This is a genomic window from Ruegeria sp. F11 (genome assembly GCF_056533855.1).
The window spans coordinates 73,023-94,036 of record NZ_JBQFOW010000013.1; the positions used below are offsets into that span (position 1 = coordinate 73,023).

Consider the following 21,014-nt stretch of genomic DNA (forward strand, 5'->3'; position numbering starts at 1 on the left):
GTCAGGTCCAGAGGTTTGCCAGCGCACCGGGCAACTGGTCGAACGTTTCAATCATACAGGTGGCCGAGGTCAGGGCCGTCGGGTCGTGATAGCCCCAGGACACACCGATCCCCCGCACCCCGGCAGCGGCGGCCATATCCATGTCGTAGCTGGTATCGCCGATCATCACCGCATTTGCGGCCTCGACCCCGGTTTCCGCCAATGCGGCTTCCACCATCGAAGGATGCGGTTTCGACGGGTGATGATCCGCAACCTGCCGGGTGACGAAGTAGCGCTCCAGCCCATGCGCCTCGATCAATGCGTCCAGTCCGCGCTGGGATTTGCCGGTGGCAACGCCCAGCAGGATTTCGGGGACAGCGTGTAAGGTTTCGATGGCCTCGCGCGCGCCGGGATAAAGCGGTGAGCTGCCAGCGCCCAGTTCCAACCGGTAGGCATGGAAGGCCTCTTTGTAGCCTTCGACCAATCGCGCCTGCACCGCAGCAGAGTGTTCCGGCGCAAGCCGTGCAATGGCCTGTGGCAGGGACAGCCCCACAATCGACAGGATCGCGTCACGAGACGGTGCCTCGACCGAGGACGCCTGAAAGCTGGTTGTCATGCAATGGACGATGCTGCCCTGACTGTCGACCAGCGTGCCATCGACGTCGAACAGGACCAGCCGCAAAGGTTCGCTCATTGCAGGTCCTCGAACGGGTCGTCTGCGGCCAGATCCTCGGTCCAGCCGAAGGTGTCCCAACTGTGTTTCATATGCTCGGGCAAGGGCGCGACCACGGTGACGGATTTGCGCGTCATCGGGTGCTGAAAAGACGCGCGCCGCGCGTGCAGATGCAGCTTCTTGCTGATGATCCCACCCAATTGCGCACCCCAACCATCGCCAAGGTTCTCCTGACCCGAGCCGCCGTACTTTCCATCGCCGATGATCGGATGCCCGATCGCGGCCATATGCGCCCGCAACTGATGGGTGCGCCCGGTGATCGGCTCCATCGCCACCCAGGCCGCCCGTCCCGCAACGCGGTAGAGCGTGGCATAGTGGGTATGCGCGCGTTTTGCGCCCGGCGTGCTGTCGATCTCATCCATATGTACGGGGATCATCTTTTCCCCTTCGCCGTGCTTGCCGTGACCGGGGGCTTTGACAAGGCCCGTCTTGATCTCACCCAGATATGGCGTGGGCACCCCTGCGACCAAAGCCCAGTAAATCTTGCGGGTATCGCGGTGACGGAAGGCGGCGGTCAGGCCCTTGGCGGCCTCGCGCGTGCGGGCCAGCAACAGGACGCCGGAGGTATCCTTGTCCAGCCGATGCACAAGACGCGGGTTTTCGTCGTAACCAAACCGCAGCGCCTCGGACAGGCTGTCAACGTGGCGGGTCTGGCCGCTGCCGCCCTGCACCGGTAAGCCTTGCGGTTTGTTTAGCGCCAGTACGTGATCGTCGCGATAGATCACGCAGGACTGGATCATCTTGGCATCCGCGTCGGAAATCCGGCGCTTCACCTCAGCTGGTTTGTGATCCGCATCCGGCAGCGGCGGCACCCGCACAACCTGCCCGGCCTCAAGCCGGGTCGAGGCTTTGGCCCGGCTGCCATCGACACGCAATTCGCCCTTTCGGCACATCTTTTCGATCCGGCCCTGGCTGACATGCGGGAACAGGCGGCGCAGCCAGCGATCGACACGCTGGTCTCCGTCCCCTTCAGCAACTGTAATCATCTGCACGCCACTCATGCCATTGCCCCTTGTACCGTGCGGCTGACCCGCCCGGATTGCACCCTTGTCAGTGTCCCTGAAAACTTGCGCGTCTGTGGCCCGCTGGGGGCCAAGAGTCAAGCCGGGCCTACCGCGCGTTTCGCTGCGCCCGCAGTTTCGAGAAATAGTCCAGCCGCTTTTTCAACTCGCGCTCGAACCCGCGCTCGACCGGTTGATACAACTCGGGCCGCTCCATCCCGTCGGGGAAATAATTCTGGCCCGAAAACCCATCCTCGGCATCGTGGTCATAGGCATAGCCCTTGCCATAGCCCTGATCCTTCATCAGCGAGGTCGGCGCGTTCAGGATGTGCTTTGGCGGCGGCTCGCTGCCCGATTGCTTGGCCAACCGCATCGCCGCCTTAAAGCCCACATAGGCCCCGTTCGATTTCGGCGCCAGCGCCAGATACACCAGCGCCTGCGCCAGAGCCAACTCGCCCTCGGGTGAACCGAGGCGTTCGTAAGTCTCCCAGGATTGCAGGCAGATCGCCTGCGCCTGCGGGTCGGCGAGACCTATGTCCTCGACCGCCATCCGGGTGATCCGGCGCGCCAGATAGCGCGGATCCTCGCCCCCGGTCAGCATCCGGGCAAACCAATAGAGCGCCGCGTCCGGGTCAGACCCGCGCACCGATTTATGCAGCGCCGAGATCAGGTTGTAATGCTCATCCCCCGACTTGTCGTATTTCGCCGCGCGCCGCATCAGGCGGGTCGAAAGCGCATCGGGGTCCAGCGCGGCGTCAGTTTTCCAGGCCGAGACCTGCTCGATCAGGTTCAGCAGCGCCCGCCCGTCGCCATCAGCCATCTCCTGCAGCGCATCGCGCGCCGCAGGCGTCAGCGGCAGCGCCCGGCCCAACTCTTTCTCGGCCCGCTGGGTCAGCCGTTCCAGATCACTCAGGCTGAGGCGTTCCAGCACCAGCACCTGCGCCCGGCTGAGCACAGCGGCGTTCAGCTCGAACGAGGGGTTCTCGGTCGTGGCCCCCACCAGCAGGATCGTCCCATCCTCCATATGGGGCAGGAACCCGTCCTGCTGTGCCTTGTTGAACCGGTGGATCTCGTCGACGAACAGCAACGTCCCCTGCCCGTTCTGGCGTCGGATCTTCGCCGCCTCGAACACCTTTTTCAGGTCGGGCACACCGGTGAAAATGGCGCTGATCTGCACGAAATGCAGGTCCGTTTCCTGCGCCAGCAAGCGCGCGATGGTGGTCTTGCCAACCCCCGGCGGGCCCCAGAAAATCAGACTGGACAGGCTGCCCGAGGCCAGCATGACGCCCAAAGGCGCATCCGGGCCCAGTACCTGATCCTGTCCAATCACCTCGGCCAGCGTTTGCGGGCGCAAACGGTCGGCCAGCGGGCGGTGCGGGGCTGGTGCGGGCGCGGCGGCCCCGGTATCGAACAGATCGCTCACGGTATCACAAACGGAACCGCAGCGACATGGTGCGACTGCCGCGCTGAATATCCATCTGCACCCTGCGCCCCGGATCAGTCAGCGCGTCCACCACATCTGCGGGGCGCTGCATGTCGTCGCCATTGATGGCGCTCAGAACATCCCCGGCCCGCAGCCCTGCGCGCGCGCCGTAAGGGCCGGGATCGACAACGACGACGCCAGTTTGCGACAACAGCAGACCCAAGCGACTGATCACCGCCGGATTGACGCCCGAAACCGTCAGTTCCGGCAGCACGGTTTGGTCATCCAACGTCGTTTCCTCGGCCGCCGGGGTTTCCGGCGCCTTGATCAGCGCCACCTCGACCTCGTCACTCTGTTCACCACGCAGCCGGGTCAGGACCGAGGTTCCGCCGACCCCGGCAACCGACATGCGAAACTTCATCTCAGCGGGTGAGTTGACCTCATCCCCGTCCACATGCGTGACTACATCGCCAACCTTCAGGCCCGCATCGGCCAGCGGGCTGAGGTCGTGCAGATCGGAAATCACCACGCCAAGCGGAATGACCAGACCCAGCGACTCGGCGATGTCCGCGCTCATGTGCTGGCCCGACATCCCGGCCCAGGGGCTGACGAAACCCTCATTGCCCGCTTGCGCCTGCCGCAGGAACTCGGCCACCAGATTGGCGGGGATGGCGAACCCGATCCCGTTCGACCCGCCCGAACGTGTCAGGATCGAGGTGTTGATCCCGATCAGATCGCCGTTCACGTCAATCAGCGCCCCGCCGGAATTGCCGGGATTGATCGCCGCGTCAGTCTGAATGAAATACCCGCGCGCATTCCCGGTCGCCGTCCCCGTGCGCGCCAGACCCGAGATGATGCCCGACGACACCGTCTGCCCCACGCCAAACGGGTTGCCGATGGCCAGCGCCAGTTCGCCGACCTCAACCTGATCTGAATCGCGCAAACTCAGGAAGGGCAGATCGTCCGCCTCTTCCAACCGTAGAATGGCGATGTCGCTTTCCTCATGGCCCAGAACGACCCGGGCGGAAAACTCGCGCCGGTCGGTGGTGACAACGCGAATTTCGGTTGCCGAGCCCACCACGTGATAGTTGGACACCACATAGCCATCCCCGGACAGGATCACGCCCGAGCCCAGCGAGTTCTGCACCCGTTGCTGCGGCTCGCCAAACCCCCGGCCAAAGAAATCCCGAAAGAACGGGTCCGAGAACAAAGGCCGTGCGCGGCCCTGTCGGACGATCTTGGCGTAGATGTTCACGACCGCAGGCGCGGCTTGTTTCACCACCGGGGCAAAACCCAGCGATATCTCGGCTTGTGACTGGGGCACCCGTGTTTCCGCATAGGCGAGGGATGCGCAAGCGAGGGAAAAAGCGAAAAGGGTCGCGCGGAGCATTCAGACCTCAAACTTCTGTGGCCTGTTGGATATGCGTCCACGCGATCCGTAATGCAATGGTGGTTTACCCATCCAGCGGCGCGTGCAGGCGGGTGCCCTTCGTGATGATGCCGCCCCGTTTGCCGATCTCAATGGTGCCATAGCGCTGTTTGAACACCTCGGGTAGTTCCCGGTCACCGTCGGGCGACAGCCACAAGCGCAGCAGATGTCGCCGCTGGGCTGGGTCGGGCCAGTCAACGAAGCCGGTGCGGTCATGCAGTTGTGCATGGTTATAGACAAACTGCATGTCCCCGGGTTGCAGCCGCATCAGGAGGTACAGCGCGGGATCGTTGGCCAGCGCGTCGAACCTGTCCAGCGCGGCCACGTGGTCCGAGGTCAGGTGCATCGCCTCGGGGAACCTTTGCGCGCTGTCGATATATTGGCGCTGGTAGAACACGGTCAGCTTGCCCTCATGCCAGGAAAAGGGAGGGATGGTCATGAAGGGCTGCATCCCTTCGGGCACCTCTCCCCTCCGATCGGTTGCAATCGGGTCGAACAGGCGGGCCAGCAGGTCCGGGCATTCGGCGCGCATCCGATTGTAGATCGCCTCAGCGCTGACCAGCAGCGAGTCGCCGCCTTCCTTGGCCTCGCGCAGGCAAAGCAGCCCGACGATGTCGGCGCTGTCCGTGTGGAAGGTCTGGCGCTCGTGGGTCTGGTAGATGCGCGTATTCGGATCACTGGCATCCGCGCCGATATCGCGCACATGGCCCAGAATATGGCCCTGCGCATTCTGGGATCGGGCCGAGCCCAGATGCGCACCCACGCCGCAAAAGATCGTTGCCGCCATTTCCTGTGTGTAGCGCTGAACCGGCAATCCCCTGATTACCTCGAAACCGATGCCGTTGATCAGCTTGTCGCGCAGGGTTTCCAGATGCTTACCAAAGTCTGCCAATGGAAAATCGGCCTTGGTAATTTCCCCGATGTCGCGCCCCAAAGTCAAATAGTGCAGTGCGGCTTGCTCCAGGTCCTCGATATCGCTTTGGGTCAGATCGACAATCCACTCACCCTGCCGCGCGGCCATCTCGCGCCCGGTCCAGACGGACGGGCCCGTCAGTTCGACTGGGATTTTCGAAAGCACATCTGTCATATCGCCCTCCTCGTTTGCAGTTCAGAGTCGCGCCAGGAGGGGCGGGTTTCATCGTCTCAAATCATCGGAAATCGCCCAAAAACGACATAAGCGCCATCAATTGGGCGACCCTGACGCACGCGCAGAGCAAATCACTCGGCCACGGACCAGTCCGGGCCGGGGTCGTATTCCGAAATCTCCGCCGTGCGGTCGAGCGTTTCAGGGCCAAAGTCGGCCTCGTAGATGATCCCGTTTTCGCCGATCAGGAACGTGTGGATACCGGTCTCGCCATATTCTGCGGGAACCGCCAGCAAGGCATGCCCAGCCACCATCTGATCGCCTGCGAAATAGGAGTGCGCGCCGCCGGGCGCGTTGGCACCCTGCCCCTGCAGGATGGTGTAGTAATAGCCCAGGAAGGGTTCCGGTTCGTAATCCTGTTCCCCGTCGCTCCACCCCGAGGCCGCAGCCCGCGCCAAGGCAGCCCCGACAAGGCTGTCCTCGCCCGGCCAGAACAGCCCATCGCGGGTGTCGGGACCCGAGATGATCGTGCGCGCAAACTCCATCACCCCGTCGCCATTGTGATCGACCAGACGGAATGCGGCCTGCAAATCGACATAGGCTTCGAGCAGGTCCATGACATCCAGCTCATTCAACCCGATCTCGCGCGCGGCAAGCTCTTCTATCCCGGCGTCCAGATCGAATTGCCATTGCGCACCGTCCCGAGTGATCGGGATCGGGAAGGGCCAGCTATCTTCGCCCATCAAGAGGATGACGCCGTTTTCCTCGGGCTGAAAGCGATAGCCTTCGGCATACATGGCCAGAACCTCTTGCCGGCGGGACCGATCTTCCTCCGGGTCGCCGGTTGCCAACAGGTCTTCGGCCTCGGGCCCGAAAATCTCCAGCAGTTTGCCCTGATCTTCCGTCTCCAACGCGCCTATGAACGCGTCCAAAGCCGATTGCGGTGTGTCGAAGCGCGCACCGTCTGACAGCGCTGGCACAACCGTTGCGAAAACGAAAGCGGATGAAATCAAAAACTTGCGCATCTTACCGTCTCCGCTTTCCTTTGGACGCATGGCCCCGCTTCGAGGCCGAGTGCGTTTTGTGACCCGAGGCTTTCTTCTTCATGGCCTGCCCTTTTTGGGCCGAGGGCTTACGCTGCGCCGTGGCCTTCTTGGCCTGAGGCTTCTTGGCCGTCTGCGCATTGCGTTTGACAGGCTTCTCTGTCGTGTCTGGCCGTTGCTTGGTGCGGTCTATTGCATTTTGCTTGGCCGCGGCCTTGTCCCGATCCACGCCACCGGGATTGAGCGGTGGCAGCTGTTTTTTCGCGCCGTCACGATTGGCCAGCGCGCCACCCGCGACCGCACCGGCCCCAGCGCCTGCGGCCAAAGCAGCGGCACCCGACCTATCACGGCTGATGTCTGCGGCACCGGAGTCCCGGCTGAGTTTGGCGCGCAACTCGTCCGTGCGCCCGTCCGGTCGGGTCACGGGCAGATCGCCACGACCGCCTTCGGGCCGTTTGTGATCTGCGATCTTGTTGCGGGCATCCTCTTTCCGTCCGGGGTCCGGTTTCCAGCCAATATCGGTCCGGTCGCCCAGATCAATCTCGTTGCCGATATTGACGTTGCCATCCACATCGATGTCGATATCGGGGTTTCGAACGATGGGATTGCCATTCCAGCCGCCGCAATTCCGGCAACCCCAGTAATCGTACCAATCGTCGTCATCGTCGAAAATCTCGTCAATCAGCGCCACGGTGCCAAAGGTCAGCAGGGCCGCACCGATCACGTCGCCGGTCGAAGGGCCGGTGTAGACCGTCTGGTAGTCATATTGCGGCACATAGACGGTTTCGGGATTTGTCGGAACAATCGTGACGGTATCATCTTCGGCCACTTCGACGGTCTGTTCCTCGCCCGAGATAAGCGCACCGCTATCAATCGCCTGATCCCGCATGACCTGAACCGCATCCATCACGTCGTCGGATTGGGCCAGCATTGCGGTGCCCATCGTCTCGGTCCAGTCGATATGGGTTGCCATCTGGCCCACAACCTCGGGGAAGGCCGTCGCCAGCACGGTAACCGAGGGGTCCCAGCCCATCGCGTCGATCTCGGGCTCAAGCTCTGCCGGGTCACGATCCGCGTTATCCAGCAAGTACCGCTCGGCCTTAACGATTTCCAGCGGCTGCGTGGCCGCAACGAATATCTGGATCAGCAGCGTGTCGGGGTATAGGGCGACCGGTGCAACCAGCGTTTGCAGTTCGGCATCCGTCAGCAGGTCGGCGGATGCATCCTCGGTCGTCTCGCCGGACGTGTCCTGCGCGTAAAGCGCACCGCCTGCGCCGATCAGAAGCGCAAAAATCATATATCTAAACATATTGCGATCCTTCAATTTCTTTAAAGATCGCCGAAGTTTACGATTCTGGCAACACAGAGCCGAACACGCCGTGCGTCACTAAAAAGAAAACCCCCACGCCGCAAGGCGTGAGGGTTCCAAGTTTAACTGACGATAGCCAGTCTTATTCTTCTGCGGCCTCTTCGGCTGCAACGCGGGCTTTGTCAGCCGCCCCTTTTGCGTCGACGTCACGATCCACGAATTCGATGATCGCCATCGGGGCCATGTCGCCATAGCGGAAGCCAGCCTTCAGGATGCGGACATAACCGCCCTGACGTTCGGCATAGCGGGGGCCCAGAACTTCGAACAGCTTTGCGACGTCTTTGTCTTCTTTCAGCTGTGCTGCGGCCTGACGACGGGCGTGCAGGTCGCCGCGCTTGCCCAGAGTGACCAGCTTTTCGATGATCGGGCGCAGTTCTTTTGCCTTGGGCAGAGTTGTTTTGATTTGCTCATGCTCGATGAGCGAGCCAGCCATGTTCGCAAACAGAGCCTTACGGTGCTCATGAGTACGGTTCAGGCGGCGGTAACCACGTGCGTGACGCATTTTCTAATTCCTTCTTTCGCGTTTTGCTTTGTCTGGCCGGCGATGCGTGTCACCGGCTCTCCTTGGGGCGGAAGTGCCCATATAGTCCCCGGCAACCCGGGCATTGGGGAAGACGCGTTTAGAACGCGTCTTCGAATTTTTTCGCCAGATCTTCGATGTTGTCGGGCGGCCAGTCCTCGACATCCATGCCGAGGTGCAGACCCATGCCGGACAGCACTTCTTTGATCTCGTTCAGCGACTTGCGGCCGAAGTTCGGGGTGCGCAGCATCTCGGCTTCGGTTTTCTGGATCAGATCGCCAATGTAAACGATATTGTCGTTCTTCAGGCAGTTTGCCGAACGGACCGACAGTTCCAGCTCGTCCACTTTCTTCAGCAGAAGCGGGTTGAACTCCAGACCATCGTCCTCGTCCTGGCGACCAGCCGATTCCGGCTCGTCGAAGTTGACGAAGATCGACAGCTGATCCTGCAGGATGCGCGCGGCAAAGGCCAGTGCGTCTTCCGGCGTGATCGAACCATCGGTTTCGATCTTCAGGGTCAGCTTGTCATAGTCCAGAACCTGACCTTCACGGGTCGGCTGAACGTCATAGGCAACCTTTTTGACCGGCGAATAGATCGCGTCGATCGGGATCAGGCCAATGGGTGCATCTTCGGGCTTGTTCTTCTCAGCCGAGACGTAACCCTTGCCAGTGTTGACGGTCAGTTCCATGAACAGGTCGGCGCCATCGTCCAGGTGACAGATGACGTGATCGCGGTTCAGAACCTCGATACCGGCGCTTTCACTGATGTCGCCAGCGGTGACAACGGCGGGGCCTTTGGCATTGATCGACAGGCGCTTGGGGCCTTCGACTTCCATGCGCAGCGACACACCCTTGAGGTTCAGGATGATGTCGGTGACGTCTTCACGAACGCCCGCGACCGAGGAGAACTCGTGCAGCACGTTGTCGATCTGAACGCTGGTGATGGCCGCACCTTGCAGGCTGCTCATCAGAACGCGGCGCAGCGCGTTGCCCAGGGTCAGACCAAAGCCACGCTCCAGCGGTTCAGCAACCAGCGTTGCCTGACGCGCAGGGTCGTTGCCCGGCTTGCCGTCCAGCTGGGTCGGCTTGATCAATTCTGCCCAATTCTTGTGGATCATGTAATCCCTCCATTCCTGTCCGCGCCCCATGACCAACAAGGTGCAGACGCCCGAGGTTCAAAATGACGTGCTGGGGCCGTGCAAAAACACACAGCCCCAGCCAAATTCCAAATCGCTTAGACGCGGCGGCGCTTCGGCGGGCGGCAGCCGTTGTGAGCGATCGGCGTCACGTCGCGGATCGACGTGATGTTGAAGCCCACTGCAGCCAGCGCACGCAGAGCCGATTCACGGCCCGAACCGGGACCCTGAACTTCGACTTCCAGCGTCTTGACGCCATGTTCCTGCGCCTTCTTGCCTGCATCTTCTGCAGCCATCTGAGCGGCATAAGGCGTCGATTTCCGCGAACCCTTAAAGCCCATGGTACCGGCAGACGACCACGAGATGGCGTTGCCCTGTACGTCCGAGATCAGGATCTTGGTGTTGTTGAAGGTCGAGTTCACATGGGCAACGCCCGATGCGATGTTCTTACGCTCTTTGCGTTTAACGCGAGTCTTGTCACGTGCCATCGGTCAGACCCCCTCTTATTTCTTCTTACCGGCAATGGCCTTTGCGGGGCCTTTGCGGGTACGAGCATTGGTGTGGGTACGCTGACCGCGAACCGGCAGGTTGCGGCGGTGACGCAGACCGCGATAGCAGCCCAGGTCCATCAGGCGCTTGACGTTCATCTGAACTTCACGGCGAAGGTCACCTTCGACGGTGAAGTTTGCATCGATGTGCTCGCGGATGGCCAGAACTTCGGCGTCGGACAGTTCGTTGACGCGACGGTGCGCTTCAATGCCCACGGCTTCGCAGATCGCTTTGGCCGAGGTGTTTCCGATACCGGTGATATATGTGAGGGCGATAGGTACCCGCTTTGCAGTCGGGATGTTTACGCCGGCAATACGTGCCACGTGTCACTTTCCTTTTCGTTGCGGTTCCGTAACTCCAGAACCTTTTTTCACAACGCTTAACCGTGGCAGTGCCGCCAGAGGGTTCAGCATTATTCGAGGTGGTCGGGGCGGTTGGGACGAATCCCGCACGCGGTCTTGATTCCCTTTGGGGATGGGGGTCGATATGGGCTTTTGGCACTGCCGTCAAGCCCATTCCTTCGTTGCTGGAAACTCAGCCGTTTCCGGTCGCATCGCCACCCTTATCCAGGACGGCGGCGATGGAGCTTTGAACCTCGTCAATCTCGCCCAGACCATCGACCCAGGACAGGTTGCCCTTGGCATGGTAATAGCCGATCAGCATCGAGGTTTTCTTGTAATACTCCATGAGACGGGTCTTGAGGCTTTCCTCATTATCGTCCGCGCGGCGTTTGAAGTCGTTTTCCTTGCCGCAATTGGTGCATTTACCATCCGCTGGGATCGGTTTGGTGATGTCGTTATAGACCTCGCCACAACCACCACAGGTCGACCGAGCCGTGATGCGCGAGACCAAAGCGTCGTCATCGACCTCCATCGCTATGACTGCGTCCAGCGTCTCGCCAGTGCTGTCGAGCAAATCTCCCAGCGCATCCGCCTGCGCCAAGGTACGTGGGAAGCCGTCAAAGATGAAACCGCCCTTGGCACCCTGTTCCAGCTTTTCGCGGATCAGACCGATCACGATCTCATCGGTGACCAGCTCACCCTTGGCCATCACCTCGGCCACGCGGTTGCCCATTTCGGTGCCGCTGTCCTTGGCCTCGCGCAGCATGTCGCCGGTGCTCAGCTGCACCATGCCCCGGGTTTCAACCAAATGCCGCGCTTGCGTGCCTTTGCCTGCCCCCGGGGGGCCAAGAAGAATGATGTTCATCGACGAGCAGCTCCCTTTCTGCCGCGTTTCTTGCTTTTGCCGCGCAGTTGGGACTTTTCGATCAGCCCTTCATATTGATGCGCCAGCAGGTGGCTCTGGACCTGTTGGATCGTGTCCATGGTCACCGAGACGATAATCAGAACCGACGTACCGCCGAAATAGAACGGGATGGCGAACTGACCGCGCAGGATTTCCGGCAGCAGGCAGACGGCAGCCAGATAGGCCGAGCCCAGAACCAGTACGCGGTTGACCACGTATTCCAGATATTCAGCGGTTTTCTTGCCCGGACGGATACCCGGCACAAAACCGTTCTGCTTTTTCAGGTTGTCCGCCACATCGTCCGGTTTGAACGACACGTTGAACGTGTAGAAATAGGCGAAGAACACGATCATCGAGGCGAAGAACAGCAGGTAGAGCGGCTGTCCGGGGCCAAAATTGGCGAGCAACCACGACATCACCGGCCCGTTTGCAGCCCCCGACGAGAAGGTCGAGATTGTCACGGGCAACAGCAGCAGTGAACTGGCGAAGATCGCCGGGATCACGCCCGCCGGGTTTACCTTGACCGGCAAATGGCTGGAGCCGCCTTCATAGACCTTCATACCGGCCTGACGGCGTGGGTACTGGATATGGATCTTGCGCAGGGCACGCTCCATGAAGACCACGAAGGTAATCACAGCGATAACCATGACGATCACGCCAACGATCACGGCGGGGCTGATTGCACCGGAACGGCCAGAGGCGAAGAACTGGGCCAGCGCCGCCGGAACCTCGGCGATGATGCCGACGAAAATGATCAGAGAGATACCATTGCCGATGCCGCGCGCGGTGATCTGTTCGCCCAGCCACATCAGGAACATGGTGCCGCCAACCAGCGTGATCATGGTCGACATGCGGAAATACAGTCCCGGATCGGTCGCCAGATCGCCCGACTCCAGCGAAACCGCCAGACCATAGGCCTGAACGGTGGCCAGCGCCACGGTGCCGAAACGGGTGTATTGGTTGATCTTCTTGCGGCCCTGCTCGCCCTCTTTCTTGAGCTGTTCGAGCGCGGGCACCATCGAAGTCAGCAGCTGCACGATGATCGAGGCCGAGATGTAGGGCATGATGCCGAGGGCAAAGATACCCATCCGCCCCAGCGCCCCGCCGGTGAACATCGAAACCATGCCGCCGATGCCCTGCCCCGCTTGCTCCATGAACTCACGCAATGCCTGCCCGTCAATGCCCGGCACCGGAATGAAGGTGCCCAGACGATAGACGATCAGCAAGGCCAGCGTGAACAGGATGCGGTTGCGCAGATCGGTGGCTTTGCCCAAAGCAGCCCAGCTTGTGTTGGCTGCCATTTGTTCTGCTGCTGATACCATAAATCGGTCTCTCTTATGCAAACACCGCCCGGAACCGTTTTCCGGCTCGGGCGGCGTCTTGGAAAACTCTGAGGTCTATGTAAGCGGGTCTTGGCCCGCTCACAAGCGCTTACTCTGCCGCAGCGGCTTTTGTGACCGTCAGTGAACCGCCCGCTTTTTCGACTGCCTCTACGGCAGACTTCGAAGCGCCAGTAACTTCCAGGTTTACTTTGGCGCTGATTTCGCCCTTGGCCAGAACTCGGACACCGTCCAGCTTGCGGCGCACCAGACCGGACGCAACCAGAGCGTCCTCGGTGATCGCAGCCTTGGCGTCCAGCTTGCCGGCGTCGACGAATTTCTGGATCAGGCCCAGGTTGATAACGGCAAACGCCTTGCGGTTCGGCTTGTTGAAGCCACGCTTGGGCAGGCGCTGATACAGCGGCATCTGGCCGCCTTCGTAGCCATTGATGGCCACACCCGAACGGGATTTCTGGCCTTTGATACCACGGCCACCCATTTTACCCTTGCCCGAGCCGGGACCACGGCCAACGCGGGTCCGTTTCGGTGCGGCGCCGGGATTGTCGCGCAGTTCATTCAGTTTCATGTCGCTTCTCCTTCGCCGGAAATGACCCCGAAGCGTGATGGGTCAGACACGGCATTTCTTGGTTTTGATTCTCGTGGACGGAAATCCACCGGAGCGCCTTACAGCGTTGCGCATCCCGTTGCAAGCTCTGTTACGAACAGCGCTGCCTCAAACGTAAAAGAGGTGCCGCATCGGGCACCTCTTTTTTACGTGAGTGGTGGGTCGCCTTAGGAGCAATAAACATGCTCGCGCGCGATATCCGCGATATCGCAACGGCGGATGCCGATATCGTCCAGTTCGCGATTGCTCAGATTCTGCAGTTCCGAATAGGTGCGGTGGTATTCGGCCGCAAGGGCGCGCGATTCCTTGAACCGCTCAACCAGCCAGGCGATCCGGGCGCTGAAGTTAAAACCGGTATGTGTCAGAGTAGCTGCGTGTGCCATATCTCATTTCCTTTCTGTGTCTAGGGCGTATTCCCCGACGATCTCATTAGGGTTCCTTGTTTGGACAAGGTTGAAATAGGCCTTTGCGATACCGCTAACAACTGGAGTTTTGGGTCTAGCCGTTATGCATTTAGTGAATGGCGTGGGCACAGTTTGCCTCAAGAATACGGCATGCACGCAAACTCTGGGCTGCTATATTTCTTCCGAATTCAGCCAGGCCTGCGCCAGTGCCTCTGCCCGTGCTATTTCGTTCGGGGTCATCGTCTTCGACACGTTATGAAGATGCTTCGCAATCAGCCCGGCTTGCTGCTCGGACGCAATTCTGAGCCACTTATAGGCCTGAATTTTGTCTTTCGGTACGCCGGTTCCGTTCAGATGCATGTAGGCCAGATCATGCTGCGCGAAAGCATGGCCGCGCTGCGCCGCGCGCTCGTACCACTGTGCGGCCAGGCCAGGGTCGCGGGGGACACCCCATCCGTTGTCATGGAAAACGCCCAACCTGTATTGCGCTTCCGTCATATTCTGCTCGGCTGCTTTCTTGTACCAACTCGCGGCCTCTGCATCATCGCGGTCCAATCCATGCCCGTACTCGTACATCATCCCCAAAGCATGCTGCGCATCCCGATCACCGGCCTGTGCAAGGGGCTGCCATTCGTCCAGCGCTTGCTGCATTTCCCCGGCGCGGAAGGCCTTGAGCCCGGTTTCGAAATCACCCGCCCAAACGGGGGCGGATGCGGAGATAAATGCAACAGTTATGAGAGATGCCGCTTTGTCGCGCAGTCTCGAGCAAGCATTCGCAAGGCTTCTATTCATCGCTGGTAGCACTTTATCCCCTCCGCTTTTTGGTCCGGCAATGGATCAAGGAGTGCTTCCAACCATAGGACAGCGCCGGAGACATAGGAAATCACGAATACTGGCGCCTGGTTTGGATGGATCGCGGGGCTGCCGGACCGGGTCGGCACGTCGCCCGTGAAAGCCTCGGGTCACCCCGTCCCGGAAAACGACGACAAACAGAAAACCGCCGTTCAGAAACGAAAAACGCCTCCGACCAAGTCGGGGGCGTTTCAAATTCTCGTCGAAGTCGCGCTTAGCCGCGCTCTTCGATGATCTCGACCAGATGCGGGATCTTGTTGACCATGCCGCGGACCGAAGGAGTATCTTCCAGCTCACGGGTCTTGTGCATCTTATTCAGGCCCAGGCCAATCAGGGTTGCGCGCTGTTCGGCGGGGCGGCGGATCGGGGAACCGATCTGCTTGACGACGATGGTTTTTGCCATAACTCGCTCTCCTTACGCTTCGGCTTCGGCCGGCGCTTCGTCCCGCTTGGGCAGGATGTCGGCAACTTTTTTGCCACGACGCTGTGCGACCGAACGCGGGCTCTGCTCTTTCTGCAGGCCGTTGATGGTGGCGCGGATCATGTTGTACGGGTTCTGCGAGCCCAGCGACTTGGACACAACGTCCTTCACGCCCAGCATTTCGAACACGGCACGCATCGGACCACCGGCGATGATACCGGTACCTTCAGGTGCGGTGCGCATAACCACTTTACCAGCGCCATGACGGCCCTCGATGTCGTGGTGCAGGGTCCGACCTTCGCGCAGCTGCACGCGGATCATCTGGCGCTTGGCTTGTTCAGTCGCCTTGCGGATGGCTTCAGGTACTTCTTTCGCTTTACCTTTGCCAAAGCCCACGCGGCCTTTCTGATCGCCGACAACCACCAGAGCGGCGAAGCCAAAGCGCTTACCGCCTTTTACGGTTTTCGACACGCGGTTGATTGCGACTAGACGATCTGCAAATTCCGGTGCTTCTTCACGGTCGCGGCCACGGCCCCGACGGTTTTCACGTTCTGCCATTTGGCATCCCTTTTCTCATGTGGCGCTTGTGACGCCGTTTTCTTCAATCGAAGTGGGCCGGAAAGCCCCCCGATCATCGAGGCGGGCGGACCCGCCTTCAGGTGCCGAAGCCGGGCTGAAGCCCGGCCTACGGCGTCGTCTTTGGTAGGCCGGGCTTCAGCCCGGCACACCATCAGATCTTCAGACCACCTTCACGCGCGGCGTCGGCTACTGCCTTCACCTTGCCGTGGAACAAGAAGCCACCGCGATCGAAATAGGCCTCTTCGACGCCTGCCTTCTTGGCACGCTCGGCGATGGCCGCGCCCACTTTGGTGGCCGCTTCGACGTTGTTCTTGCCAACAACACCCAGATCTTTTTCCAGGGTCGAGGCTGCAGCCAGGGTCACGCCACGAACGTCGTCGATCAGCTGAACGCTGATGTTCTTGTTCGAACGGTGAACCGACAGGCGTACACGGCCCGCGTTGACTTTGCGAAGTTTGTTCCGAACGCGCAGGCGGCGCTTCAGAAACAGGGTTCTTTTGCTGTTTGCCATTGTCTGCGTCCTTACTTCTTCTTGCCTTCCTTGCGGAAGATGAACTCGCCTTTATAGCGGATGCCCTTGCCTTTATACGGCTCGGGACGGCGCCATTCACGGATTTTGGCCGCGACTTCGCCCACCTGCTGCTGGTCGATACCTTCCACAACGATCTCGGTCTGCTTCGGCGCGGTGATGGTGACACCTTCCGGAGCAGTGAAATCAACATCGTGGCTGTAACCCAGGTTCAGCTTCAGGGTGTTGCCCTGCATCTGAGCCCGGTAGCCAACACCCTGAATCTCCAGCTCTTTTTTGAAGCCGTTTGTCACGCCTTCAACAAGATTGGCGACCATGGTGCGGCTCATGCCCCACTGCTGGCGCGCACGCTTGGACATGCCGCGAGGGTTGATTTGCACAACGTTGTCTTCGACCAACAGCGTGACGTCATCAGTTGCGGTGAAGCTGCGGGTGCCTTTCGGCCCCTTCACTTCGATGGTCTGACCCGACACAGAGGCAGAAACGCCGCTGGGCAGCTCGACCGGTTTTTTACCAATACGAGACATTGCAGACCCTCCTTAGAAGACGGTGCAGAGCACTTCGCCGCCAACATTGTTGGAGCGAGCGTTTGCGTCCGACATCACACCTTTCGGAGTGCTGACAATCGACACGCCCAGACCCTGACGGACCTGTGGGATGTCATTGACGCCCATGTAGACGCGACGGCCAGGTTTGGAAACCCGCTTCAGCTCGCGAATGACAGGGGTGCCTTCGTAGTATTTCAGGCTGATTTCGATGGCCGGATGACCGTTTTCGCCGGTCGTCTTTTCATAGCCACGGATGTAGCCTTCGTCCGCCAGCACGTCCAGAACCCAACCACGCAGCTTGGATGCCGGGGTGGAAACGGTGGACTTGCCGCGCATTTGCGCGTTGCGGATACGGGTGAGCATATCGCCGATAGGATCATTCATATCTATGTCTCCCTTACCAGCTCGATTTCACCATGCCGGGGATCTGACCAGCAGAACCCAGCTCGCGCAGCGCGATACGGCTGACCTTCAGCTTACGGTAGTAAGCGTGGGGACGACCGGTCAGCTGACAGCGGTTGTGCAGACGGGTAGCCGAGCTGTTGCGCGGCAGTTTCGCCAGTTTCAGACGCGCTTTGAAACGCTCTTCCATCGGGCGGCTCTCGTCATTCGCGATTTCTTTCAGCTCGGCACGCTTTGCGGCATATTTGGCCACCAGGCGTTCGCGCTTTTTCTCGCGTTCGATCATTGCTTTTTTAGCCATGTCTCAATCCTCCCGGCGCTTACGCGTTGAACGGCATGTTGAACGCTTTCAACAGTGCCTTTGCTTCAGCGTCGGTGTTCGCTGTGGTGGTGATTACGATATCCAGGCCCCAGACCTCGTCGACCTTGTCGAAGTCGATCTCGGGGAACACGATGTGCTCTTTCATGCCCATGGCAAAGTTGCCACGACCATCGAACGAGGGTTTCACACCGCGGAAGTCACGGATACGCGGCATCGCGATGGTGATCAGACGATCCAGGAATTCGTACATCCGGTCACCGCGCAGGGTCACCTTGGCACCCAGCGGCATGTCTTCACGGACGCGGAAGCCCGCGATCGACTTTTTCGCCAGCGTTGCAACGGCCTTCTGGCCTGCAATCACGGTCAGATCCTCGACAGCGGCTTTCGCCTTCTTCGAGTCTTTGACAGCCTCAGCACCACATCCGATGTTCAGAACGATCTTTTCCAGCTTGGGCAGCTGCATGTCGTTCTTATAGCCGAACTCTTCTTTCAGAGCGGCCCGGATGGTTTCAGCGTACTGAGCTTTCAGACGCGGGGTGTAGGTTGCAGTATCAAGCATCGATCACGTCCCCCGTGGTCTTGGCGAAGCGGACCTTCTTGTCGCCTTCCATGCGGAAGCCAACGCGGGTTGCTTTGCCGTTCTTGTCCAGCAGCGCCAGGTTCGACAGCTCGATCGGGTTTGCCTGAGGCAGGCGGCCACCCTGGCTGTTCTGGGTCTGGCGGGTGTGACGGATGGCGATGTTGATGCCATCGACAACAGCTTTACCGGCTTTGGGGTCAACCGAGGTGATAGTCCCCTCTTTGCCCTTGTCCTTGCCGGCCAGCACGACGACCTTGTCGCCTTTGCGGAGTTTAGCAGCCATGATTACAGCACCTCCGGAGCCAGCGAGATGATTTTCATGAAGTTCTTGCCGCGCAGTTCGCGAACAACGGGGCCAAAGATACGTGTACCTACGGGCTCGTTGTTGTTGTTCAGGATGACGGCGGCGTTGCGATCGAAACGGATCGCGGTGCCGTCTTCGCGACGGACTTCTTTGGCGGTGCGTACGACGACGGCCTTGCGGACGTCCCCTTTCTTTACGCGGCCGCGCGGGATGGCTTCCTTCACCGAGACGACAATGATGTCGCCGACGGAGGCGTATTTACGCTTGGAACCACCCAGGACCTTGATGCACTGAACTCGGCGTGCGCCGGAGTTGTCAGCGACATCCAGATTGGTCTGCATCTGGATCATGTGGTTTCTCCCGACCTGTGGGGGCTGGTCTTGTTAAATCCCCCAGGGTTTCGACAAATGGAAAAATCCCGGAAGCTTACGCTTCCAGAACTTCCCAACGTTTCGTCTTCGATTTCGGTGCGCATTCGATGATGCGAACGGTGTCACCGACCTTGAAGGCGTTCTTTTCGTCATGAGCCCGGTATTTCTTGGACTTACGAACGGTTTTGTGCAGCAGCGGGTGCTTGAAACGGCGTTCAACCGAAACAGTCACGGTTTGCTCGTTGGCGTCGCTGGTTACTACTCCGGACAGGATACGCTTGGGCATCTGATTACTCCTCGGATGCCGCGGCAGCGGCCTTTTGGTTCAGGATGGTTTTGACGCGGGCAGCATTGCGGCGGGCCGCTTTGATGCCGGCTGTGTTTTCCAGCTGACCGGTTGCCTGTTGAAAGCGCAGGTTAAAGCTTTCTTTCTTCAGGTTGGCCAGTTCCTCGCGGAGCTGGTCCGGGGTCTTGTCACGCAGTTCTTGGGCGTTCATCGCCTTTTTCCTTTGCTCAAAACACCAGAAGGCCCCGTACACGGGTCACCTTTGACCTGGTGGATGAATGATAGACATACGAATCGCCCGACAACGCCGGGAGACCGCAGGATGCCGCCGTATAAGGGTTTGGGGGGTGGGTGGCAAGAGGAAGTTTGGAGGATCGTTGGCTAAGTCAACGCGTCTCGAACTGATCAACGCGCACATGCCTCAAAGGCGACCCACGAGACATATATGGTTGCACACGATATCGCCGCCCAAATGGCGCCCTCAAATCTCGGCAGGTGGTGTAGATGTGATCGCCAAACGACTGCGAGGAGGCTCTCTTTGAGCTTCCAGCCTGAGCGATGCAATGTGATCAAATAAAGAAGGAGAAACCCACCCCAAAAAACTGGCGTGCCAGCGCTCACAGCATCGCCTATGCAGAGGTTATTCCCACTTGTAGTTGAAGCTGACACTAATCCGCTCATCCTCAGCCATGTTCATCGGCACCTCGTGGCGCAGCCAGCTTTCCCACAGCAGAACATCGCCCACCTGCGGCTTCATATAGATGAACGGCTGCAGATCCCGCCGCCCGCCTTTCAACCGCGTCGGCGCGGCCATCATGCGGCCCGAGCGGGGGTCCTCCAGTTTCAGCGCACTCGCCCCTTCGGGCATCGCCACATAGGTGGTGCCCGAGATCACGCTGTGCGGGTGCAGGTGGCTGGAATGCATGCCGCCTTCGGGCAGGATGTTGATCCAGAGGTCCTCCAGCTTTAGCTCGCCCTCGCCCAGATCGAACTCCAGATCCTTGGCGAAGGCCGCCACGTGCTGGTCCAGCGCCGCAACCAGATCGGCGAAGATCGGAAACCGCCAGGGCAGATCGGTCAGCGAGGCATAGCTGGTATAACCGGGATAGCCGTTTTCCTCGCACCAGTCCTGCCCGGCCTCATCATCCTGAGCGATGACACGGCACGAGCTTTCCAACTCGCCCGCATCGATCTTGGGATCGAACTGGGACAAAGCTGCGCGGTAGAGACGGGTGACGAAGAGTGATTCAATCTGTGCCATGGGCCGGGCATACCCCAGCCCTTTCGGCAAGACCAGACGCTTAGGTCTTGATGGGCCCTTTGCCACAGCGCGGGATCGGACGACCGCCATCGGCATAAGCAAGGCACAGCACGATCTCATCCGGTTTCGGCGCGTCCGGAATGTTCAGCGTCATCGTGTCGAAATGGTCGAACGACCACGGATTGTCCTTGTGCCCCAAAGGCAGATCAATCGCGCAACCCGGCGCGCCCAGTTTGGCGTTCGAGGGGATCACCGCCTCACCTCCGCCCGCCGCTGCCCGCATGGGTGCGCCGAGCTTGGGATGGATCACCGCCCCGCCCTGCTCAAGGTCGCCGTTCATGCCGACAATCGCGGCCTTGCCGTATGAGGCCGGCGCGCCATCCAATTGCGAAATCGCTTCGACAGCGAGGTCCGGGCCCAACAGGGCTCCGATCTCAAACAGCTCGGACAGGTCGTCCGAATAACGCCCGGCCAGAGGGTTCTGTATCACGGCCAGCGCCGCAACCCGACTGATCGGCTCACATGGCTGGCCCAGCTGGTCGGTGGTTATGACTTCTTTGACGAACATCTTTTTGCGTAGCTGCACCATAGGGCCCTCCCATTCCTGCAGGTTAACGTAGGGGCGGCGCAGTGAGACGTCGACTATTTTGACCGGCTGGCAGATCACAAGAGGTCGACCCAAAAGAAAAACCCCCGCCGGT

Annotated in this window: 29 protein-coding genes; all 29 read right to left on the reverse strand. The window is 60.1% G+C overall.

All coding sequences use genetic code 11. The features are described from left to right. Position 1 precedes the first annotated feature (1 nt). The 29 genes from ACR0NJ_RS17275 to ACR0NJ_RS17415 all read right to left on the reverse strand — a co-directional run bounded on the left by ACR0NJ_RS17275 (position 2) and on the right by ACR0NJ_RS17415 (position 20,902). The gene (locus ACR0NJ_RS17275; RefSeq protein ID WP_480818362.1) at positions 2 to 673 is read right to left on the reverse strand and encodes an HAD-IA family hydrolase; all 672 of its coding nucleotides are present in this window, start codon (positions 671 to 673) and stop codon (positions 2 to 4) included. Next, entirely contained in the window at positions 670 to 1,713 is a 1,044-nt protein-coding gene (locus ACR0NJ_RS17280; RefSeq protein ID WP_480818363.1) for an RluA family pseudouridine synthase, read from the reverse strand. Before ACR0NJ_RS17280 ends, ACR0NJ_RS17275 begins: the two co-directional genes overlap by 4 nt. Positions 1,714 to 1,822: 109 nt before the next feature. Then, the gene (locus ACR0NJ_RS17285) at positions 1,823 to 3,136 is read right to left on the reverse strand and encodes a replication-associated recombination protein A (protein WP_480818364.1); all 1,314 of its coding nucleotides are present in this window, start codon (positions 3,134 to 3,136) and stop codon (positions 1,823 to 1,825) included. Between the two features lie 4 nt (positions 3,137 to 3,140). Further along, on the reverse strand, positions 3,141 to 4,526 hold the full coding sequence (locus ACR0NJ_RS17290) for a trypsin-like peptidase domain-containing protein (protein ID WP_480818365.1): 1,386 nt from the start codon (positions 4,524 to 4,526) through the stop codon (positions 3,141 to 3,143). Between the two features lie 64 nt (positions 4,527 to 4,590). Then, positions 4,591 to 5,652, reverse strand: a complete 1,062-nt coding sequence (locus tag ACR0NJ_RS17295) for a TauD/TfdA family dioxygenase (RefSeq protein WP_480818366.1) — start codon at positions 5,650 to 5,652, stop codon at positions 4,591 to 4,593. 131 nt (positions 5,653 to 5,783) lie between these two features. Further along, on the reverse strand, positions 5,784 to 6,674 hold the full coding sequence (locus ACR0NJ_RS17300) for a DUF2950 family protein (protein ID WP_480818367.1): 891 nt from the start codon (positions 6,672 to 6,674) through the stop codon (positions 5,784 to 5,786). A 1-nt stretch (position 6,675) separates the two neighbouring features. Next, complete coding sequence (locus ACR0NJ_RS17305; RefSeq protein WP_480818368.1) at positions 6,676 to 8,001, reverse strand: DUF3300 domain-containing protein; 1,326 nt, start codon at positions 7,999 to 8,001, stop codon at positions 6,676 to 6,678. Between the two features lie 142 nt (positions 8,002 to 8,143). Then, positions 8,144 to 8,563 carry a 50S ribosomal protein L17 gene (gene rplQ / locus ACR0NJ_RS17310; protein WP_170334079.1) on the reverse strand — a complete coding sequence of 140 codons (420 nt, stop codon included), beginning with the start codon at positions 8,561 to 8,563 and terminating at the stop codon, positions 8,144 to 8,146. 118 nt (positions 8,564 to 8,681) lie between these two features. After that, positions 8,682 to 9,698, reverse strand: a complete 1,017-nt coding sequence (locus ACR0NJ_RS17315; RefSeq protein WP_039525561.1) for a DNA-directed RNA polymerase subunit alpha — start codon at positions 9,696 to 9,698, stop codon at positions 8,682 to 8,684. Positions 9,699 to 9,814: 116 nt separating this feature from the next. Beyond that, the gene (gene rpsK / locus ACR0NJ_RS17320; RefSeq protein ID WP_008757289.1) at positions 9,815 to 10,204 is read right to left on the reverse strand and encodes a 30S ribosomal protein S11; all 390 of its coding nucleotides are present in this window, start codon (positions 10,202 to 10,204) and stop codon (positions 9,815 to 9,817) included. Between the two features lie 15 nt (positions 10,205 to 10,219). Beyond that, entirely contained in the window at positions 10,220 to 10,588 is a 369-nt protein-coding gene (rpsM, locus tag ACR0NJ_RS17325; protein ID WP_008757392.1) for a 30S ribosomal protein S13, read from the reverse strand. A 211-nt stretch (positions 10,589 to 10,799) separates the two neighbouring features. Further along, positions 10,800 to 11,471: an adenylate kinase gene (locus ACR0NJ_RS17330; protein WP_480818369.1), complete on the reverse strand. Its 672-nt coding sequence runs from the start codon at positions 11,469 to 11,471 to the stop codon at positions 10,800 to 10,802. After that, on the reverse strand, positions 11,468 to 12,832 hold the full coding sequence (gene secY, locus ACR0NJ_RS17335; protein ID WP_480818370.1) for a preprotein translocase subunit SecY: 1,365 nt from the start codon (positions 12,830 to 12,832) through the stop codon (positions 11,468 to 11,470). The genes ACR0NJ_RS17330 and secY overlap by 4 nt, the downstream gene beginning before the upstream one ends. Positions 12,833 to 12,941: 109 nt before the next feature. Next, positions 12,942 to 13,415 carry a 50S ribosomal protein L15 gene (rplO, locus tag ACR0NJ_RS17340; RefSeq protein WP_480818371.1) on the reverse strand — a complete coding sequence of 158 codons (474 nt, stop codon included), beginning with the start codon at positions 13,413 to 13,415 and terminating at the stop codon, positions 12,942 to 12,944. Between the two features lie 206 nt (positions 13,416 to 13,621). Continuing rightward, on the reverse strand, positions 13,622 to 13,837 hold the full coding sequence (locus ACR0NJ_RS17345; RefSeq protein WP_480818372.1) for a DUF1127 domain-containing protein: 216 nt from the start codon (positions 13,835 to 13,837) through the stop codon (positions 13,622 to 13,624). A 192-nt stretch (positions 13,838 to 14,029) separates the two neighbouring features. Continuing rightward, positions 14,030 to 14,650 (reverse strand): tetratricopeptide repeat protein, encoded by a 621-nt coding sequence (locus ACR0NJ_RS17350; RefSeq protein WP_480818373.1) that lies wholly within the window; start codon positions 14,648 to 14,650, stop codon positions 14,030 to 14,032. 274 nt (positions 14,651 to 14,924) lie between these two features. Further along, on the reverse strand, positions 14,925 to 15,113 hold the full coding sequence (gene rpmD, locus ACR0NJ_RS17355) for a 50S ribosomal protein L30 (protein WP_008757946.1): 189 nt from the start codon (positions 15,111 to 15,113) through the stop codon (positions 14,925 to 14,927). Between the two features lie 12 nt (positions 15,114 to 15,125). After that, a complete protein-coding gene (gene rpsE, locus ACR0NJ_RS17360) occupies positions 15,126 to 15,689 on the reverse strand; it encodes a 30S ribosomal protein S5 (protein ID WP_170798222.1) in 564 nt (187 codons plus the stop codon). 172 nt (positions 15,690 to 15,861) lie between these two features. Continuing rightward, the gene (gene rplR, locus ACR0NJ_RS17365; protein ID WP_170356678.1) at positions 15,862 to 16,221 is read right to left on the reverse strand and encodes a 50S ribosomal protein L18; all 360 of its coding nucleotides are present in this window, start codon (positions 16,219 to 16,221) and stop codon (positions 15,862 to 15,864) included. Positions 16,222 to 16,232: 11 nt separating this feature from the next. Next, positions 16,233 to 16,766 carry a 50S ribosomal protein L6 gene (gene rplF, locus ACR0NJ_RS17370; protein WP_480818374.1) on the reverse strand — a complete coding sequence of 178 codons (534 nt, stop codon included), beginning with the start codon at positions 16,764 to 16,766 and terminating at the stop codon, positions 16,233 to 16,235. Between the two features lie 12 nt (positions 16,767 to 16,778). Beyond that, entirely contained in the window at positions 16,779 to 17,171 is a 393-nt protein-coding gene (gene rpsH / locus ACR0NJ_RS17375) for a 30S ribosomal protein S8 (protein WP_068340741.1), read from the reverse strand. Positions 17,172 to 17,184: 13 nt separating this feature from the next. Then, entirely contained in the window at positions 17,185 to 17,490 is a 306-nt protein-coding gene (rpsN, locus tag ACR0NJ_RS17380; RefSeq protein ID WP_068340744.1) for a 30S ribosomal protein S14, read from the reverse strand. Positions 17,491 to 17,509: 19 nt separating this feature from the next. Next, positions 17,510 to 18,070, reverse strand: coding sequence for a 50S ribosomal protein L5 (rplE, locus tag ACR0NJ_RS17385; RefSeq protein WP_480818375.1), 561 nt, complete (start codon positions 18,068 to 18,070; stop codon positions 17,510 to 17,512). Beyond that, entirely contained in the window at positions 18,063 to 18,374 is a 312-nt protein-coding gene (gene rplX / locus ACR0NJ_RS17390; protein ID WP_170440482.1) for a 50S ribosomal protein L24, read from the reverse strand. Before rplX ends, rplE begins: the two co-directional genes overlap by 8 nt. A gap of 2 nt (positions 18,375 to 18,376) precedes the next feature. Then, complete coding sequence (rplN, locus tag ACR0NJ_RS17395; RefSeq protein WP_008757934.1) at positions 18,377 to 18,745, reverse strand: 50S ribosomal protein L14; 369 nt, start codon at positions 18,743 to 18,745, stop codon at positions 18,377 to 18,379. 76 nt (positions 18,746 to 18,821) lie between these two features. Further along, positions 18,822 to 19,052 (reverse strand): 30S ribosomal protein S17, encoded by a 231-nt coding sequence (gene rpsQ, locus ACR0NJ_RS17400; RefSeq protein WP_152459158.1) that lies wholly within the window; start codon positions 19,050 to 19,052, stop codon positions 18,822 to 18,824. Between the two features lie 4 nt (positions 19,053 to 19,056). After that, positions 19,057 to 19,263, reverse strand: a complete 207-nt coding sequence (gene rpmC, locus ACR0NJ_RS17405) for a 50S ribosomal protein L29 (protein WP_039538276.1) — start codon at positions 19,261 to 19,263, stop codon at positions 19,057 to 19,059. 429 nt (positions 19,264 to 19,692) lie between these two features. After that, positions 19,693 to 20,313, reverse strand: a complete 621-nt coding sequence (locus ACR0NJ_RS17410) for a 2OG-Fe(II) oxygenase family protein (protein WP_480818376.1) — start codon at positions 20,311 to 20,313, stop codon at positions 19,693 to 19,695. A 40-nt stretch (positions 20,314 to 20,353) separates the two neighbouring features. Next, positions 20,354 to 20,902: an amino acid synthesis family protein gene (locus ACR0NJ_RS17415; protein ID WP_480818377.1), complete on the reverse strand. Its 549-nt coding sequence runs from the start codon at positions 20,900 to 20,902 to the stop codon at positions 20,354 to 20,356. Positions 20,903 to 21,014 lie beyond the last annotated feature (112 nt).

Coding starts and splice junctions, on each gene's coding strand:
- ACR0NJ_RS17275 (WP_480818362.1), bottom strand. CDS start 673: ATGAGCGAACCTTTGCGGCTGGTCCTGTTCGACGTCGATGGCACGCTG.
- ACR0NJ_RS17280 (WP_480818363.1), bottom strand. CDS start 1,713: ATGAGTGGCGTGCAGATGATTACAGTTGCTGAAGGGGACGGAGACCAG.
- ACR0NJ_RS17290 (WP_480818365.1), bottom strand. CDS start 4,526: ATGCTCCGCGCGACCCTTTTCGCTTTTTCCCTCGCTTGCGCATCCCTC.
- ACR0NJ_RS17295 (WP_480818366.1), bottom strand. CDS start 5,652: ATGACAGATGTGCTTTCGAAAATCCCAGTCGAACTGACGGGCCCGTCC.
- ACR0NJ_RS17300 (WP_480818367.1), bottom strand. CDS start 6,674: ATGCGCAAGTTTTTGATTTCATCCGCTTTCGTTTTCGCAACGGTTGTG.
- ACR0NJ_RS17305 (WP_480818368.1), bottom strand. CDS start 8,001: ATGTTTAGATATATGATTTTTGCGCTTCTGATCGGCGCAGGCGGTGCG.
- rplQ (WP_170334079.1), bottom strand. CDS start 8,563: ATGCGTCACGCACGTGGTTACCGCCGCCTGAACCGTACTCATGAGCAC.
- ACR0NJ_RS17315 (WP_039525561.1), bottom strand. CDS start 9,698: ATGATCCACAAGAATTGGGCAGAATTGATCAAGCCGACCCAGCTGGAC.
- rpsK (WP_008757289.1), bottom strand. CDS start 10,204: ATGGCACGTGACAAGACTCGCGTTAAACGCAAAGAGCGTAAGAACATC.
- ACR0NJ_RS17330 (WP_480818369.1), bottom strand. CDS start 11,471: ATGAACATCATTCTTCTTGGCCCCCCGGGGGCAGGCAAAGGCACGCAA.
- secY (WP_480818370.1), bottom strand. CDS start 12,832: ATGGTATCAGCAGCAGAACAAATGGCAGCCAACACAAGCTGGGCTGCT.
- rplO (WP_480818371.1), bottom strand. CDS start 13,415: ATGAAACTGAATGAACTGCGCGACAATCCCGGCGCCGCACCGAAACGG.
- ACR0NJ_RS17345 (WP_480818372.1), bottom strand. CDS start 13,837: ATGGCACACGCAGCTACTCTGACACATACCGGTTTTAACTTCAGCGCC.
- ACR0NJ_RS17350 (WP_480818373.1), bottom strand. CDS start 14,650: ATGAATAGAAGCCTTGCGAATGCTTGCTCGAGACTGCGCGACAAAGCG.
- rpmD (WP_008757946.1), bottom strand. CDS start 15,113: ATGGCAAAAACCATCGTCGTCAAGCAGATCGGTTCCCCGATCCGCCGC.
- rpsE (WP_170798222.1), bottom strand. CDS start 15,689: ATGGCAGAACGTGAAAACCGTCGGGGCCGTGGCCGCGACCGTGAAGAA.
- rplR (WP_170356678.1), bottom strand. CDS start 16,221: ATGGCAAACAGCAAAAGAACCCTGTTTCTGAAGCGCCGCCTGCGCGTT.
- rplF (WP_480818374.1), bottom strand. CDS start 16,766: ATGTCTCGTATTGGTAAAAAACCGGTCGAGCTGCCCAGCGGCGTTTCT.
- rpsH (WP_068340741.1), bottom strand. CDS start 17,171: ATGAATGATCCTATCGGCGATATGCTCACCCGTATCCGCAACGCGCAA.
- rpsN (WP_068340744.1), bottom strand. CDS start 17,490: ATGGCTAAAAAAGCAATGATCGAACGCGAGAAAAAGCGCGAACGCCTG.
- rplE (WP_480818375.1), bottom strand. CDS start 18,070: ATGCTTGATACTGCAACCTACACCCCGCGTCTGAAAGCTCAGTACGCT.
- rplX (WP_170440482.1), bottom strand. CDS start 18,374: ATGGCTGCTAAACTCCGCAAAGGCGACAAGGTCGTCGTGCTGGCCGGC.
- rplN (WP_008757934.1), bottom strand. CDS start 18,745: ATGATCCAGATGCAGACCAATCTGGATGTCGCTGACAACTCCGGCGCA.
- rpsQ (WP_152459158.1), bottom strand. CDS start 19,052: ATGCCCAAGCGTATCCTGTCCGGAGTAGTAACCAGCGACGCCAACGAG.
- rpmC (WP_039538276.1), bottom strand. CDS start 19,263: ATGAACGCCCAAGAACTGCGTGACAAGACCCCGGACCAGCTCCGCGAG.
- ACR0NJ_RS17410 (WP_480818376.1), bottom strand. CDS start 20,313: ATGGCACAGATTGAATCACTCTTCGTCACCCGTCTCTACCGCGCAGCT.
- ACR0NJ_RS17415 (WP_480818377.1), bottom strand. CDS start 20,902: ATGGTGCAGCTACGCAAAAAGATGTTCGTCAAAGAAGTCATAACCACC.